The organism is Advenella kashmirensis W13003, assembly GCF_000506985.1.
Lineage (GTDB): Bacteria > Pseudomonadota > Gammaproteobacteria > Burkholderiales > Burkholderiaceae_B > Advenella > Advenella kashmirensis_A.
In genome coordinates this window covers 221,021-235,356 of sequence record NZ_KI650981.1, presented here as the reverse complement: position 1 = coordinate 235,356, position 14,336 = coordinate 221,021, and the positions used below count along the sequence as shown (strand labels likewise).

Annotated in this window: 18 protein-coding genes; 7 read left to right on the top strand and 11 right to left on the bottom strand. The window is 55.8% G+C overall.

Going from position 1 to position 14,336, the window contains the following annotated elements; genetic code table 11:
* Nucleotides 1-133 precede the first annotated feature (133 nt).
* Nucleotides 134-829, top strand: a complete 696-nt coding sequence (locus tag W822_RS40640; protein WP_024006498.1) for a response regulator transcription factor — start codon at nucleotides 134-136, stop codon at nucleotides 827-829.
* Nucleotides 826-2,145, top strand: coding sequence for a sensor histidine kinase (locus tag W822_RS40635; RefSeq protein WP_024006497.1), 1,320 nt, complete (start codon nucleotides 826-828; stop codon nucleotides 2,143-2,145). Before W822_RS40640 ends, W822_RS40635 begins: the two co-directional genes overlap by 4 nt.
* A gap of 97 nt (nucleotides 2,146-2,242) precedes the next feature.
* Here the strand turns inward: W822_RS40635 and W822_RS40630 are convergent, their stop codons facing one another.
* On the bottom strand, nucleotides 2,243-2,710 hold the full coding sequence (locus W822_RS40630; RefSeq protein WP_024006496.1) for a universal stress protein: 468 nt from the start codon (nucleotides 2,708-2,710) through the stop codon (nucleotides 2,243-2,245).
* A gap of 11 nt (nucleotides 2,711-2,721) precedes the next feature.
* Complete coding sequence (locus tag W822_RS40625; protein WP_024006495.1) at nucleotides 2,722-3,075, bottom strand: protein tyrosine phosphatase family protein; 354 nt, start codon at nucleotides 3,073-3,075, stop codon at nucleotides 2,722-2,724.
* Nucleotides 3,076-3,352: 277 nt separating this feature from the next.
* Here W822_RS40625 and W822_RS40620 point away from each other — a divergent pair, with 277 nt between their 5' ends.
* Entirely contained in the window at nucleotides 3,353-3,913 is a 561-nt protein-coding gene (locus tag W822_RS40620; RefSeq protein ID WP_031243292.1) for a GNAT family N-acetyltransferase, read from the top strand.
* 16 nt (nucleotides 3,914-3,929) lie between these two features.
* On the opposite strand, the gene W822_RS40615 is transcribed toward W822_RS40620, so the two are convergent.
* The 6 genes from W822_RS40615 to gloB all read right to left on the bottom strand — a co-directional run bounded on the left by W822_RS40615 (nucleotide 3,930) and on the right by gloB (nucleotide 10,322).
* Nucleotides 3,930-4,742 carry a ChbG/HpnK family deacetylase gene (locus W822_RS40615; protein ID WP_024006493.1) on the bottom strand — a complete coding sequence of 271 codons (813 nt, stop codon included), beginning with the start codon at nucleotides 4,740-4,742 and terminating at the stop codon, nucleotides 3,930-3,932.
* 84 nt (nucleotides 4,743-4,826) lie between these two features.
* Nucleotides 4,827-5,978, bottom strand: a complete 1,152-nt coding sequence (locus W822_RS40610; protein ID WP_024006492.1) for a glycosyltransferase family 2 protein — start codon at nucleotides 5,976-5,978, stop codon at nucleotides 4,827-4,829.
* A 172-nt stretch (nucleotides 5,979-6,150) separates the two neighbouring features.
* On the bottom strand, nucleotides 6,151-6,870 hold the full coding sequence (gene dnaQ, locus W822_RS40605) for a DNA polymerase III subunit epsilon (RefSeq protein ID WP_024006491.1): 720 nt from the start codon (nucleotides 6,868-6,870) through the stop codon (nucleotides 6,151-6,153).
* A gap of 20 nt (nucleotides 6,871-6,890) precedes the next feature.
* A complete protein-coding gene (gene fabI, locus W822_RS40600) occupies nucleotides 6,891-7,673 on the bottom strand; it encodes an enoyl-ACP reductase FabI (protein WP_024006490.1) in 783 nt (260 codons plus the stop codon).
* A gap of 104 nt (nucleotides 7,674-7,777) precedes the next feature.
* The gene (locus W822_RS40595) at nucleotides 7,778-9,535 is read right to left on the bottom strand and encodes a lytic transglycosylase (protein ID WP_024006489.1); all 1,758 of its coding nucleotides are present in this window, start codon (nucleotides 9,533-9,535) and stop codon (nucleotides 7,778-7,780) included.
* A 10-nt stretch (nucleotides 9,536-9,545) separates the two neighbouring features.
* Entirely contained in the window at nucleotides 9,546-10,322 is a 777-nt protein-coding gene (gene gloB, locus W822_RS40590) for a hydroxyacylglutathione hydrolase (protein WP_031243284.1), read from the bottom strand.
* Between the two features lie 45 nt (nucleotides 10,323-10,367).
* Here gloB and W822_RS40585 point away from each other — a divergent pair, with 45 nt between their 5' ends.
* Together W822_RS40585 and rnhA are read left to right on the top strand one after the other, a co-directional pair.
* Nucleotides 10,368-11,156, top strand: coding sequence for a class I SAM-dependent methyltransferase (locus W822_RS40585; protein WP_024006487.1), 789 nt, complete (start codon nucleotides 10,368-10,370; stop codon nucleotides 11,154-11,156).
* A complete protein-coding gene (gene rnhA / locus W822_RS40580) occupies nucleotides 11,149-11,607 on the top strand; it encodes a ribonuclease HI (protein WP_024006486.1) in 459 nt (152 codons plus the stop codon). Before W822_RS40585 ends, rnhA begins: the two co-directional genes overlap by 8 nt.
* 2 nt (nucleotides 11,608-11,609) lie before the next feature.
* Here the strand turns inward: rnhA and W822_RS40575 are convergent, their stop codons facing one another.
* The 3 genes from W822_RS40575 to W822_RS40565 all read right to left on the bottom strand — a co-directional run bounded on the left by W822_RS40575 (nucleotide 11,610) and on the right by W822_RS40565 (nucleotide 12,703).
* Nucleotides 11,610-11,837: a hypothetical protein gene (locus tag W822_RS40575; protein WP_031243282.1), complete on the bottom strand. Its 228-nt coding sequence runs from the start codon at nucleotides 11,835-11,837 to the stop codon at nucleotides 11,610-11,612.
* Nucleotides 11,838-11,850: 13 nt separating this feature from the next.
* Nucleotides 11,851-12,135 (bottom strand): hypothetical protein, encoded by a 285-nt coding sequence (locus W822_RS40570; RefSeq protein WP_024006484.1) that lies wholly within the window; start codon nucleotides 12,133-12,135, stop codon nucleotides 11,851-11,853.
* Between the two features lie 214 nt (nucleotides 12,136-12,349).
* Nucleotides 12,350-12,703 (bottom strand): DUF1428 domain-containing protein, encoded by a 354-nt coding sequence (locus W822_RS40565; protein WP_024006483.1) that lies wholly within the window; start codon nucleotides 12,701-12,703, stop codon nucleotides 12,350-12,352.
* Nucleotides 12,704-13,037: 334 nt separating this feature from the next.
* On the opposite strand from W822_RS40565, the gene W822_RS40560 reads away from it, so the two are divergent.
* Nucleotides 13,038-13,589, top strand: a complete 552-nt coding sequence (locus W822_RS40560) for a hypothetical protein (protein ID WP_155848191.1) — start codon at nucleotides 13,038-13,040, stop codon at nucleotides 13,587-13,589.
* A 79-nt stretch (nucleotides 13,590-13,668) separates the two neighbouring features.
* A complete protein-coding gene (locus W822_RS40555; protein WP_024006481.1) occupies nucleotides 13,669-14,319 on the top strand; it encodes a DUF3540 domain-containing protein in 651 nt (216 codons plus the stop codon).
* Nucleotides 14,320-14,336: the final 17 nt, after the last annotated feature.

Below are 14,336 nucleotides of genomic sequence, written 5' to 3'. Positions count from 1 at the left end.
ATAACCGTGCAGCGCGCGATTGCCGGGAAATATTGTTTCAACCGGCAAAAAACGCTGCTTCACGCAGCGTTTTTTTATAATGGGTGCATCTTTCCGCTCCCGCTTACGGCCCGCCCCTGTTCAAGGATCCTTCATGAGCACCCATCAGCGACTTCTTGTTGTCGAAGACGAAATCAGCATTGCCGCCAACATTTGCAGCTATCTGGAAAAAAAATCCTTTATGGTCGATGTCGCCTACGATGGCCACGCTGCGATTTCCCTGCTTGATCAGTACGCTTTCGATGCAATCATTCTGGACCTGGGCCTGCCCGGCAAAAGCGGCTTCGATGTCCTGCAACACATCCGTGATGTAGCCATGCTCAGCACCCCTGTTGTCATCCTGACCGCCCGCGACGGCCTGCAGGACAAGCTCACGGGTTTTTCCCTGGGCACCGATGATTATCTGACCAAACCGTTTTCTCTGAGCGAACTGGACGCCCGGCTGAACGCTCTGATCAAGCGCGCCACCGGCAGTGTCGCCAACCCGGTCAGGCGCTGGGGCGATATCGAAATCAATACGCGCTCACATATTGTGTCGATCAAGGGCGTGCCTGTTCACCTGACACGCAAGTCCTATGACATTCTGAGCACGTTCATGCAATATCCCGGCGAAGTCATTTCCAAGGAGCGTTTTGAAAGCCTGTTATGGGCCGATGACCCCAAATCATCGGATGCGCTGCGCAGCCAGATCCATCTGCTGCGCAAGGCGCTTTCGGAGCATCAATGCGATGTCATCGAAACGGTGCATGGCACCGGATGGCGACTGGGCAGGACGGACGAACAATCATGAATAACAGTGGCTACCTGTCACTGGCCCAACGGATGTCACTGGCGCTGACAGGCGCAGTCACCCTGTTTGTGATCGTGCTGTGCGTGCTGTCGCTGTGGGCCTTCGACAGCATGGAAGACAATCTGGTGGACACCACCCTGCTGGCTGAAAAAGACCGCATTATCGCGCTGGATACCCGCGCCGCAAATCGCACCGGCGTAGACATCCAGGAGAGTCTGAATCAGCCGATCAGGCGCTGGAACGTTGCCAGCCCCGCCGACGAAAACATGTTGCCCCGGCAATTGCGCAATCTGAGTGAAGGTGCCTATTTCATGCACCCCGGCAATGAAACCTGGCATATTCTGGTCTTTGAACGCGGTGCGACCAAAACCATCCTGCTGTACGACGCCACAGTCAATGAACAGCGCGTACACGACTTTGCCCTGATCGTCATCATGGCCGGCCTGTTGTGCATCGGTCTGTCCTGGCTGCTGGCGCGCAGTGTATCCCGGCGCATTACCGACCCTGTACAAAGCCTGACCCAGACGCTCTCGAGCTGGGCGCCAGGTGCATCCAATTTGTCTGCCAGCCGCAATGACGAGGTCGGCCGACTGATTGAAGCGTTCAACCGAATGCAGAGCCAGGTGGAAAAATCCATTGCCCAGGAAAAGGAATTTTCCGCCAATCTGAACCATGAAATCCGCACGCCACTGACCACGATTCGCACCGACGCCGAACTGGCACTGGAGGACGCCTCATTGCACCCCGACACCACCATGCGGCTTAAACGCACCATCAGCAATGTCGACCTGATTACCGACACCCTGGAAAGCACAGTGCATCTGAAAACAGAAGCACGCCAGGAACCGGAGCCGGTGAATTTGCGGGAGTGTCTGGAAAATGCCTGGGAGACCAGCACCAACGACGACGCAGGCATGAGCCTGCAACTGGTCAACCAGTTATTGCCCGGCGAGGTGCTGGTTGTCAATCGTTATGCCATGCAAATGATTATGCGTAATCTGATCCGCAATACCATGGAGCATGCGGGCGCCACCATCCTGACGGTCTACTCGTCGGGGCAACGGCTATATTTCGAAGATAATGGCAAAGGGATTCCGCAGGCCGACCTGCCGCGGATTTTCGAACGCTATTACAGCAGCCATACACGGGATACACAGGGGTCTATGCAGCTACCGTCGAACGTGCCATTGAAAAGGCGCGGGCTGGGTCTGGCGATTGTTAAGCACATTTGCGAACTGGAGCACTGGCGCATAGAGGTCGAGTCATCCACCCAGCCTGGCGCATCAATGACACGGTTCATCCTGCAGGTGGCCTGACGGCACTGCGCCGACGCATCTGCAGCGCCGGCGATATATTTGCGCTGCAGTTTCCAGCCGCGCCCGAACAATTCCCGACCAGTTGTCGAACGCGATTTTAAGTGGCGGTCTGATCTTTCAGACGATACACCAGCACCGACGTGGACGCCAGAGACAGCACTTTGGTTGTCACGCTGCCCAGCAGCAGCCGGGACAAACCGCTACGGCCATGGCTGGCAATGTAAATCAGGTCGCAGCCGTTTTCCTTGGCGGCCTCGACGATGCCATCCGCCACGCTGTAGTTGGAGATAACCAGCGAGGTGGCTTTCACATTGGCCGTCTGGGCACGATCCAGCACCGGTTTCAGATAAGATTCGGCTTCCTTGCGCGCGGCATCCTCATAATCCCCGTCAGAGATCGCGTAGGACGCGGCCATGCCATCAAATCCGATCAGCGTGGAAAATGGCTGCGTGACGTTGATCGCAATCACTTCGGCGCTGTTCTGGCGTGCAAAGCAAATACCCGAATTGGCCGCACGTGCAGAAATGTCCGAACCGTCGATTGGAAGAAGAATTTTATTGAACATGGTGGGACTCCTTAAGACTTGGATGATTCCTGTTTGGCCGCATTGTACAGATGCGTGCAACGAGTGCCGGAGCGGCAATAAGCCAGAACCGGCGAAGGCAGTGTGTCTAGATGTTCACGAAAGGTCCGGACGTCTTCAGGTGTCATTGCACCGCTGACGACGGGCTGATAGACAACAGTCAGACCAAGCTGTTCGCCCGCCTTGATGACGTCGGCCGACGTTGGCTGCGACTCACCGCCTTCGTAGTCGGGACGGTTGATAATAACACTCCGATAACCGGCCGCCTTGAGCGCGGCCATGTCTTCAGGCCCCAGTTGGGGCGCAACCGCCAGGGTATCGCTTAACGGAGTAATGGGTGTTGACATAGATCCTCTCTGAAGGCCGTCCAGCAGTCCGTGCTCACGCACGGCAAACGAAAAACTGCTGCGACCGTTCGATGCCCGGGGCACCATGATTGATGATTGCCAGCACCGCCGTCCGCCTGCTGTCACCGTTACTTTATATATGAAACGGCCAGACGGGCCGCAGCGTGATGGCCCAAAATTATTTTATGCCAGTTTAACGCGGTATCTGCCACAAATTTACCCTACTCTCTATAAAATAGCATCAGTAATTCCACCACGATCTGATTTAAAACAGTAAATGACTGAACCCTGCCATATTCGGCCTGCCACTGAGCGGGATATTGACGCCATCCAGCAAATCTATGCCTGGCATGTGTTGCATGGCATCGCAACCTTTGAAGAAACCGTACCCGACTGTGCACAGATGCACGCACGGTTTCATGACATCACGACACAGGGTTATCCCTATATTGTCGCTGAACAACAAGGCGAGATACTGGGGTACGCGTATGTATCTGCCTATCGCCCTCGCGTCGCCTATCGCTATACCGTGGAAAATGCCATTTATCTGCGCCAGGATCTGGGGCGCAGGGGAACCGGGTCGCTGCTGCTCGCCGAGCTGATCCGCCTGTGCGAGGCGGGGCCCTGGCGGCAGATGATTGCCGTGATCGGCAATAGCGGCAATCTGGCCTCTATCGGGGTGCACCGCAAGGCCGGCTTTGATATGATCGGCACGCTGCCTGCTACCGGTTTCAAGCATGGTCAATGGGTCGATACCGTCCTGATGCAGCGTGCCTTATCCAGCGGCAGCCTCACCCCGCCCGATTCCGTCGAGCCAATCGGCGCCGACGCACACTGATTGCCTTTGCTCTGGCTCAGGTTTGCATGCGGGTCACGCGACAATCATGGCGCTGCAGCAGCGCACCGAATGCCTCGCCTTTCAGAAAGCCGTATTCGGCCACGCGCTGTTCCCCGAGTGTGTCATTCGGGTCGCCGGTTTGTGCGGGATGGCACATGATGAGCGCACCATCTTCCACGGCAGCGAGCCATCCATCCATATTCCGGGCAAAACGCGCAGCGCCTCCCGTGAAATCGTAGACGCCCGCAAAATCCGCATTGAAGGGAACTCCTTCGCGCCGTAACCGTCTGCACAGGGCAGCGCTGCCCAGCAACGCGATCAGATGTCCCTTCAATTGCAGACCGCCTTTCAAAGACGCGTGCCGCATGGCCGTCGATCGAACCCAGACATCATCACAGTCATAGCGACGCACCAGCACCTCGATCAATGCATCGCGAATTTGCGGGAACTGATGCACATGCTGATGGCCATCGAAAAAATCAGGTTCACGCAACATATGCTGCTCGAACGCATCGCACTGTCGTTCGATTTCGCGCACAAGCATGGCGACATCAAGCTGGCGCAACCATGCCTTGAGCATAAGACGCGAAAGGGGGCGGTGAAAATGATTGTCCGAATCGAGCGCTTCGGTGAAGTTGATATGCAGGCCCACGTCGATATCAAGCGCGCGCAAACGGCCTGCCCCGGACGGCCAGGCGGCGCCCTGGGTCAGGCAACTGGTTGCGCTGAGCCGGCGCACCGTGGCCAGTTCCAGTACAGCGCGATTGACGTGCTCATTCATGCCGAAATCATCGGCGCACATGACGATATGTTTTTTTCTGCGTCCCATCAATGCGTCCTGTTGCCCAGGGTCATATCCCACAGGTTCATGCCCACAGGCGCATCGTAACAGACAGTGCGGCGATCATCAAAACTATTTACCCATTCCGACATGCCGGGCGGCGTGGACGGCCCGGGGTGAGAGGTCGGCTGGATGCCCCTGATCAGCGGGCGATGCCGCCTGAGCGAGGCCGTTTCCATAGGTCTGATTCACAATAAAAAGCGGTCGCTGCTTTACTTCTTCATAAATATGCGCCACATACTCGCCAATCATGCCCAGCGCAATCAGAATAATGCCGGCAAGAAAAACCTGCGCCACAATCAGGGTGGAATAGCCGCGCACAGGATTGCCGATCATCATATATTCAAAGATGACATACAAGCCATACAGGATCGCCAAGCTGGCCAGCAGCACGCCGCCAAACATCGCCACACGCAATGGCCAGGTGGTAAATGAAGTCAGCCCTTCCAGACCATGCGTCACCAGCCGCAACAGACTGAAGCTGGACTTGCCGAAACGCCGTTCGTGAGGCTGGTAGTGGACCGCTTCTGTGCGAAAACCGACCCAGGCATACAGCCCCTTCATAAAACGCGTCCGTTCGGGCAGTTGACACAATGCATCCACCACTTTTCTATCCATCAGGCGAAAATCGCAGGCATCAGGCTCGATCCGGACTTTGCCGGTGCCTTTCATCATGAAATAAAAAAGCTGGGCGCCGATGCGCTTGACCAGACGTTCATCATCGCGTGCTTCGCGCACGGCATAAACCATATCCGCCCCCTGCTCCCATTGTGCAATCAGACGGGGAATCAGTGCCGGCGGATGCTGCAGATCTGCGTCCAGCGTGATGACGACGTCTCCCTGCGCCAATTCCAGTCCGGCAGTCAGGGCCGACTCCTTGCCGAAATTGCGCGACAGTTGCAGATAGCGGACGCGCTCTTCACGCTGGCAGAACTCGCTCATGAAAACCGGCGTATCGTCTGTACTCCCGTCATCGACGACAATGATCTCCCAACGGGCGAATACGTCGCGCAGCAATACAATCAGCATGGGCAGCAGAATGCGCAGACTGCGCGCTTCATTCAGCGCCGGCACCACGCAACTGACCGAAGCAGTACGGGCGTCGCGCCGGGTCCCCGCAAGCGCCCCGGATGCAGCCAGGACGCCGCCGGCAAACGCATCGTCAATATGAGTATTACGCGAATGGAGAGGCCCGGCTACGGGACTAAGGTGCACAGTCGTCATGCCTGTCTGATCATATAAATGAAAACCAGAATATACGACGGTGGGTGTGGAATTTGCGTGAAATCGGCGAGCAGCCCAGACCGCAGGGAAAAGCGCGTGGCTATGCTTCGTGTCATGAGCACAATCGCGGCAAATCGGCTCAGAATGTACAGCAGGCGTATGCCCGATCAGATCAGGCGGCTGGCGCCGGCTCTGTCAATTTTCGCCACAGACTGACTCCGCCGGCTGCCTGGTCCAGCGCCTCCAGATAGGCTGCGTGCTCGGCCAGCTCAGTTTCGCTCGCCACCTCAACCCGCAAGACAGACGCGTCAAAACGGATGACTTCGGTCTGCCCTTCCCGCTGGCTCGGCTGATCGCGGTGCTCCATGACCAGGCCAAACTGACCACGGGTCATGGCCAGCCATACCTCAGCCAGCAATTCGGCATCCAGCAAGGCGCCGTGCAATGTGCGATGAGCGTTGGACACACCCAGGCGTTCGCACAACATATCCAGACTATTGCGCTTGCCCGGATACTGCTCGCGCGCCATCGCCAGTGTGTCATGAATGGCAGCAACAGTCTCGATCTGCGGCATGCCGAGGCGCCCGAATTCCGCATTCAAAAACTTCACGTCAAACGCGGCATTGTGAATATAAATTTCAGTGCCTTTCAGATACTCGAAAATGCGCGCCGCTTCGTCTTCAAAACGATTGAACTGTGACAGAAACTCGGTGGTCAGCCCGTGAACTTCCAGCGCGCCGGGCGAACTGTCACGATCGGGATTGAAATAAATATGCAGATTATTGCCGGTGAACTGGCGATCGATCAGCTCGACGCAACCCAGTTCAACAATCCGGTCACCCTCGGCCGGGTCAAAGCCCGTGGTTTCGGTATCAAGAATAATCTGTCGCATATGAATTCAACCCTGATGACTTAAGACATACCTGGTACAACGGTGGAGAAACCGGCATCAACGTGGACGATTTCACCCGTGATACCCGCCGCCAGGTCCGACAGCAGGAACGCAGCTGTATTGCCTACGTCTTCAATCGTGACATTGCGCTTGAGCGGCGCATGAGCCGAGACGAAATTGAGGATTGCAGAAAAATCCTTGATTCCGCTGGCCGCCAGCGTTTTGATGGGGCCTGCCGAAATACCGTTGGCGCGCAGGCCTTCGGCACCCAGTGCCGTCGCCAAATAACGGACACTGGCCTCAAGCGATGCCTTGGCCAGTCCCATGGTGTTGTAGTTGGGAACGACTTTTTCTGCACCCAGATATGTCAGTGTCAGCACCGAACCCTGGCGCGCCTTCAGCAAAGGCAAGGCGGCTTTGGTCATGGCCGGAAAGCTGTAGACGGAAATATCGTGGGCGATGCGAAACCCTTCGCGCGACAGGCCATCCAGGAAATTGCCGGCAATCGCTTCGCGTGGCGCAAAGCCGATGGAATGCACCAGCCCGTCCAGCCCGTCCCAGTGCTGGCCCAACGTCTCGAACGCGGCATCGATTTGTGCATCTTCGGCCACATCACAGGGAATCACAATGGAACTGCCGAAATCGGCGGCAAATTCAGTCACACGGTCCTTGAAACGGTCGCCCACGTAGGTAAAAGCCAGTTCTGCACCCTGCGACCGGCATGCAGCAGCAATACCGTAAGCAATAGAACGGTTCGAAATAACGCCGGTAACCAGAATTCGTTTATTTGCAAGAAAGCCCATTTGCAGTCCTATTTATTATTCAATGTGGCACATTATAAAAAAAATGCGCAATGCAAAGGCATTGCGCAGGGTTTCGGGAATAATTAGGCGGCGGCCGCCATGTGTCAGCCGCGCAACCCCGTTCCAGGCAGGCGCAGGCGCAGTCCCGCCTTGAGTCCTTCGGCACCAATGTTGTTCAACGCCTTCAGATCCTCCACTGTCGTGCCATAGCGTTTGGCCAGTGAATACAGGGTTTCGCCCTGTGACACAAAATGCTCGGGTGGACGTCCTGCCGTGCCGCTACGCGGGCTGTAAGCAGCCGCCCGCACCGCCGGCGCAGCCGGTGGAACCAGAGCAGCGGTTCGTGCCGTTACGCTGGCCGGACGGACTGCCCCCTGGCTGGCAGAACCGGCAGACTGCGCAACATATTGTGCAGATCCACGGTTAACCGGCGGATTGCGGATCTCGTTTTCCGCCACCAGGGCGGCAAGTGGATCATCGTTGGCCGGCGGAGCGCTACGTGGTGCAGGCTGATTGCCGCCCGTATCCCAGACCACGGCATGTCGTACGGTATTGCTCGGCGCAGGTGTGTTGCTGGCGACCTGACGAACGACACCACCTGAGGGACCGGAGGTCTGACGTAACGAGGAAGTAGGTGCGTTGACGGCATAAGCACGCGGCTCGACAACAGGCGTCGGTGCGGCAGGTGCCACGGCAGGCGGTGTATTGTCAGCCAGCATGCTGTCGGATTCGCGCAGATTGCCATCCGGTGCTGTTGGCGGCAGGCCGCGAGGAACGATGGAATCAGGATTGAAATCGCGCTGTACCGGAATCATGAGTGCACGCGAAGACAAGGCGACGCTTTGACGTGATGAGTATCCGTTCAGGGATTTGAGCTTGGCAAGCGAGATGCCATGCGCCTGGGCAATCGCGGCCAGCGATTCGCCTGGGGACGGCTCATAGCCTTTGTAAGTCGCCAGGGGCCCGTTGTAATTGGCCAGATTCTTTTTGTACGTCTTTACCGCTGACACCGGCAGCAGAATATTCGGGTCCTGCGAGGCCAGCAGGGTCGGCCGGTTATACGAAGGATTCAGCTCCTTGAAATCGGCCACGGAAATGCCCGCCAGGCGTGCCATGACGGCGACGTCAATATCCTTGCTACGCTTGATCTGCTCAAAATAAGGCTTGTCCGGGATGGCAGGCAGGGTAATGCCATATTTCTGGGGATTGGACACGATATTGCGAATGGCCATCAGCTTGGGCACGTAGTTACGTGTCTCGGACGGCATTCTCAAGTCCAGATAACCACCACCGCCTGCACGCGCACGGGCGCGCTGCACGGCGCCTTCGCCCCAGTTATAGGAGGCCAGCGCCAGATGCCAATCGTTACCCTGGAATGTGTACAGATAAGACAGGTAATCGAGCGCGGCGCGGGTTGATTCAACCGGATCACGGCGGTCATCTTTCCACCAGTCCTGCTTCAGCTTGTAATGGGTACCGGTACTGGGAATGAACTGCCATAGCCCGGCGGCACGGGAACGCGACAGCGCCTGGGCGTTGTATGCACTTTCCACGAACGGCAGCAGTGCCAGTTCGGTGGGCATATTGCGCTTTTCGAGCTCTTTGGTAATGTGATAGATGTATTTGCCTGAGCGGGCGGCCATCGTTTGGACCGAACTTGGCCTTGCGGCATAGTAATTGGTCCAATAGGCGACTTTTTCATCCTGCAGGGTCGGCATGTCAAAGCCCTTGCGCACGCGATCCCAGACATCCCGGTTGGGGCCGTGGTAACTGACCTTATCACTATATTTGCCCCCGCCGGAAGAGGCGCAGCCGGTCAGCGCGACGACACAACCCAGTAGAAAAAATCGTACTAATTTCATATAGTCTGTCTCAGAAATGGTTTTTCCACTCACGTAATACTTCAAGTACGTTCTCGGGGTGGGCCAGAGAACGACCGGCGTTTTGTTCGGCTGCGGTAATGACAACCGGTTCATCCGTTCGCATGAACGGATTGGTTTTGAGTTCGTGTTCCAGCGATGTTGGAACAGTCGCCTGATTGTTGTTGCGCAATGTTTCTGCTTCGCGCTGCCATTGCTCAAGGTCAGGGTTGTGCGGATCGACGGTACGTGCCCAGCGGATATTGCTCAAGGTGTATTCGTGAGCACAATAGACGGACGTATTGTGGGGCATTTTTTTAAATTTATCAAGGCTTTGTTGCATTTGTCTAGAATTTCCTTCAAATAATCTGCCGCAGCCGGTGGCAAACAGCGTATCGCCACAGAACAGCACATTACGGCCATCGACCTGCCCGAAATAGGCAATATGATCGAGTGTGTGGCCAGGCACTTCCAGAACAGAGAACTGCCCAAGGGAATTCAGATTGACGTGATCACCTTCCTTAAGGGTCACATTGCGACAGGGAATCGCCGGACCAGCAGGCCCATAGACAGTGGCACCGGTTTTTTCCACCAGTTCAGCCACGCCGCCAACATGGTCCGCGTGGTGATGGGTCAGAAGGATTGTTTTAAGGGTTAACCCGTATTCTTGTAAATACGCCAGGACCGGTTTTGCGTCACCGGGGTCCACGACAACTGCCTGCTCAGACTGTACAATTGCCCAGATATAATTATCGCTGAACGCGCTGATCGGCCAGATTTTAATTGTCATCAGATAGTCTCTCTACTTGGGCGCCGCATTTATACCGAGGAATCAGTGAAACAAATACATTCGCGAATCATCAATCTGGCAGATTGGTTCCATACGGACCCGGGCCAGCGCGTCATACAATGGGAATCGTCAAAATTTGATCAGATCGTGGCCGACTCGTTTGGCTTTAACGCCGTCCAAGTAGGTTTGCCCGACTGGAATTTTTTGCATCATAACAGAATGCGTACCAAAATCATTCTGACCGATGACAGCTTCAAAAAATGCACGGACTACCCCAATACCCATTTTGTTCAGGCGCAATTTGACGCCCTGCCCCTGGCCTCCAATTCGGTTGATCTGCTGATCCTGCCCCATATCCTGGAATGCGCCGATAACCCGCATGTGGTTTTGCGTGAGGCCGAGCGTGTGCTGGTTCACGAGGGCCGCCTGATTATCTCCGGGTTCAACCCGTGGAGTCTGTGGGGCTTACGCACCCGTATGCCCTGGGGTCATTCGTGGATGCCGGTAGCCGCCACGCGTCAGGTATCGGTCACCCGCCTGAAAGACTGGATGAAACTGCTGTCATTCGAGGTGGACCGGGGATACTTTGGCTGCTACACTCCCGCCTGCCGCACAGAACGATGGCTGAAACGATGGGATTTCATGAACCGCGCGGGCGACCGCTGGTGGCCCGTTGCCGGGGCGGCCTATCTGCTTGCCGCAGTCAAGCGCACCCATGGCATGACGCTGATCGGGCCATCGTGGAAAGGCAAGAAGAAGAAAAAATTCGCTCGCGGCGAAGCAGCCGTCTCCCGCCGCGATATACGTCAGCTTTTTAAAGAACCTCATGGATAAACCGCAAGTCAATATTTGGACAGATGGCGCCTGCAAGGGCAACCCCGGCCCCGGTGGCTGGGGTGTTTTGCTGCGCCAGGGCCCGCACGAAAAAACGCTTTTCGGCGGCGAACCCGAAACCACCAACAATCGCATGGAAATGACAGCCGTCATTGAAGGACTGCGCGCACTCAAACGCAGCTGTCGGGTAACCCTGCATGTAGACTCACAATACGTTCAGAAAGGCATCTGCGAATGGATGCGGGGATGGCAGGCACGCAACTGGAAGACCGCCGATAAAAAACCGGTCAAAAACGTTGACCTATGGTTATTGCTGAACGAAGAAATCGGCCGCCACGATGTCGACTGGAAATGGGTCAAGGGCCATTCAGGCGATCCGGGTAACGAGCGCGCAGACCAGCTGGCCAATCAGGGCGTCGAGCTGGTCAGGAAGAACAAGGTACCCGTCTAGGGTCAGTCACACCCCATGCGACGCGCCCGTTCGCGTTGCGCATCAGCGCGCTGATCGGCGCTGTTACGGGACAGGAAATTATCGTTTGCACCGGGCGCCGGGGCCATCATGACGCGTGAATTGATACGACCACATTCGGCGCTTTTTGAATGATCGGTGCCGGTGGAACATGCCGTCATCAAAACAAGCGCCGCTGCCGACACCATATATCCTGCTGTTTTATATATCATCCTGGTCCTTATTTCAGCCAAACACGCAAAGCTTTCTGACGCTTTGTGTTCGTAATTGCTGCAGGCGGAACTCCGCTGCAGAAATGGCGGCCTGCTTATCGCGCTCATCGGGCCCGAACAACGCATCGTTGCCGCGCAATTGGTTGACCTGCAAATTCAATTTATCGGTTTCACGACCGATCTGCTTGCAGTTCAAGGCCTGCAATTGCGATTCGGTGAGCGGTGGCGCAACTGGCGGTTTCGCGCAAGCGGCCAGCAGCGCACCTGTACCGACCAGCATAAACAGTAATTTTCTCATGATGCAATATCCAGACAGATTGCCCGAAAGCTTTGCAATGTCTGCCGTGTGACAGCATTGCGGGAGGCGCGAGCAAGGATTAAGTATCTGGTATTTTATCGGCTGACGACTGTCGTGTCACATAACGGGCCCGCCAGCAGGCAGAAAAATCACGCGGGCCTGCCCGAGAGACAACGACCCGCGAAATGAATGATACAAATGATCGATACAGATATCACTCGTTGACGACCGGCACAAAGCCGCCATAGATCATGCGTTTTCCATCGAAGGGCATGGGATTGACGTCGGGCTGCATGCGCGGATCCTCCATCATTTTCTTCATGCCTTCATCATGTACTTCTTTGGACGGCCAGGTAATCCAGGCAAACACCACCGTCTCATCCGGCTTGCACTGCACGGCCATCGGAAAAGAGGTCACTTTACCCTCCGGCACTTCATCCCCCCAGCACTCGACCACACTGAGTGCGCCCAGTTCCTTGAAAATAACCGCTGCCTCGGACGCATGCTTGATGTACGCTTCACGATTGGCAGTCGGCACCGCCGCCACAAAACCATCGACATATTTCATGTGTAATCTCCGTAAAAGTGTGATCGACCGACTCGGCCTGTCTACGTGCATAGTATGAACAAAAACCGCGGGATTCGGTATAGGTTGATACGTCAAGTTCCGGGGTAAAATACGTCATAGCGTCCGGCATGCCGTGGTACAGGTGTCATAACCCGGCGTGAGTCATGCATGGACACGTCGTCCCCCGACCAGCTGACTCCTGAGATTTTGCAAAATGTAAAAAATCGGTATTGTCTTCATGATGTCATTTTGGCGGGTTATTTCTACACTGAAAAACAGCGCCGTTACATACGCAAGAGACCTCACCCGAGGATCGGCTGACCCGCAAATGAATATGACAGACGAAAAATCGCATATCGAATATTTACAGCACCGCGCCAGCAGGATGATCTGGCTGGGTATCGCAGCGATCCCTTTTTCCCTGTTAAGCATGTATCCGGTCCTTGTCAAGCCGGGGGAATCCGTTTACGCGGCCATTCTGCTCCTGTGCGCGCCGCTTGTCCTGGCCGCGCTTTTGTTTTGTCTGGGATTGCGCGCATCGCAACGCGCCCTGCAGCTGAACAATGCGCGCAACACTCGGATACTGAAAAATAGCGAAATGCGCAACTTGCTGCTGGTCAGCATACAGGACACGCATCATGTCATTAACAGCAAGCCGGTATTGCGCCTGATCTTTTCCGACCCGCAAGCGCCGCATCGACAATACAAAATCACCGAACCCGTTTCCGCGGTCCAATTGCGTCACCTGCAGGAGGGCAAGGCGGTGCCGGTGCTATTTCTGGACGACGGACGCGAATTACGACTGGGACTGGATCCGCAGTCCTCGCAACAGGACTGGGGCTTTTTATCCCGATTCATTCGTGAAGAACAACAACAAGCAGGTTGAAATCAAATTGTCATATCGGTGTCGTAATGCTTTGCGACAATAGACGGCATTACCCATTTACCCGAACAGGAGTCAATTAATGCTGGTGACCCGCCCCCAACTACCGGCCTATGATCCGATACAGCTCGTGGGCCAGGTCCTCAGTATTGATAACGGCATTTGTACGGTACAGTGCGACGGTGCCAACTGGCATTGCGCCCGGGCGCTGAGTTGTCTGGTAGAGCCGCAAATCGGAGATGAAGTCCTGATCAGCGGCCCGGATCGCGATCGCGTTTTTCTGCTCGCCATCATCGCTCGCCCTGAAAACACGACCGTCACGCTCTCGGTCACCGGAGATATGGCGATCCGCAGCGAAGCGGGCGCCGTGAGCGTGCATTCAGCCAGGCTGACCCATATCCACAGCAATCAGGCGGTCAAGCTGACAGCCCCAAGCCATGAGCAGGAAAACGATTCGGCCATCATGAAGATCGGCCAGATGAGCTATCTGGGAAAGAAACTCGACGCCGTCGTCGGTAGCACAGACTTTTTCTCGAATGTGATCGGACTGATGTCGGACAGCTTCAAAAGCGTGGCACGCCTTTGTTTCCGACATGTCAAGGAAGTCGATCACGTAAGGGCACAAACCATCGATTACGAAGCAGAGAAACTGACCCGGGTACATGGTGGCTATACCACCCTGACCGCACAGGAAGTCATGAAAATCAACGGCGATCAGATTCACATGAGTTGATCCCCATGTACGTGGTT

Excerpts from the sequence above, each read along its gene's own strand:
- W822_RS40630 (WP_024006496.1), bottom strand. The coding sequence starts at position 2,710 with ATGTTCAATAAAATTCTTCTTCCAATCGACGGTTCGGACATTTCTGCA.
- W822_RS40620 (WP_031243292.1), top strand. The coding sequence starts at position 3,353 with ATGACTGAACCCTGCCATATTCGGCCTGCCACTGAGCGGGATATTGAC.
- gloB (WP_031243284.1), bottom strand. The coding sequence starts at position 10,322 with ATGACAATTAAAATCTGGCCGATCAGCGCGTTCAGCGATAATTATATC.
- W822_RS40565 (WP_024006483.1), bottom strand. The coding sequence starts at position 12,703 with ATGAAATATGTCGATGGTTTTGTGGCGGCGGTGCCGACTGCCAATCGT.
- W822_RS40560 (WP_155848191.1), top strand. The coding sequence starts at position 13,038 with ATGACAGACGAAAAATCGCATATCGAATATTTACAGCACCGCGCCAGC.
- dnaQ (WP_024006491.1), bottom strand. The coding sequence starts at position 6,870 with ATGCGACAGATTATTCTTGATACCGAAACCACGGGCTTTGACCCGGCC.
- W822_RS40610 (WP_024006492.1), bottom strand. The coding sequence starts at position 5,978 with ATGACGACTGTGCACCTTAGTCCCGTAGCCGGGCCTCTCCATTCGCGT.
- rnhA (WP_024006486.1), top strand. The coding sequence starts at position 11,149 with ATGGATAAACCGCAAGTCAATATTTGGACAGATGGCGCCTGCAAGGGC.
- W822_RS40635 (WP_024006497.1), top strand. The coding sequence starts at position 826 with ATGAATAACAGTGGCTACCTGTCACTGGCCCAACGGATGTCACTGGCG.
- W822_RS40640 (WP_024006498.1), top strand. The coding sequence starts at position 134 with ATGAGCACCCATCAGCGACTTCTTGTTGTCGAAGACGAAATCAGCATT.
- W822_RS40625 (WP_024006495.1), bottom strand. The coding sequence starts at position 3,075 with ATGTCAACACCCATTACTCCGTTAAGCGATACCCTGGCGGTTGCGCCC.
- W822_RS40615 (WP_024006493.1), bottom strand. The coding sequence starts at position 4,742 with ATGGGACGCAGAAAAAAACATATCGTCATGTGCGCCGATGATTTCGGC.
- W822_RS40595 (WP_024006489.1), bottom strand. The coding sequence starts at position 9,535 with ATGAAATTAGTACGATTTTTTCTACTGGGTTGTGTCGTCGCGCTGACC.
- W822_RS40575 (WP_031243282.1), bottom strand. The coding sequence starts at position 11,837 with ATGATATATAAAACAGCAGGATATATGGTGTCGGCAGCGGCGCTTGTT.
- fabI (WP_024006490.1), bottom strand. The coding sequence starts at position 7,673 with ATGGGCTTTCTTGCAAATAAACGAATTCTGGTTACCGGCGTTATTTCG.
- W822_RS40570 (WP_024006484.1), bottom strand. The coding sequence starts at position 12,135 with ATGAGAAAATTACTGTTTATGCTGGTCGGTACAGGTGCGCTGCTGGCC.
- W822_RS40555 (WP_024006481.1), top strand. The coding sequence starts at position 13,669 with ATGCTGGTGACCCGCCCCCAACTACCGGCCTATGATCCGATACAGCTC.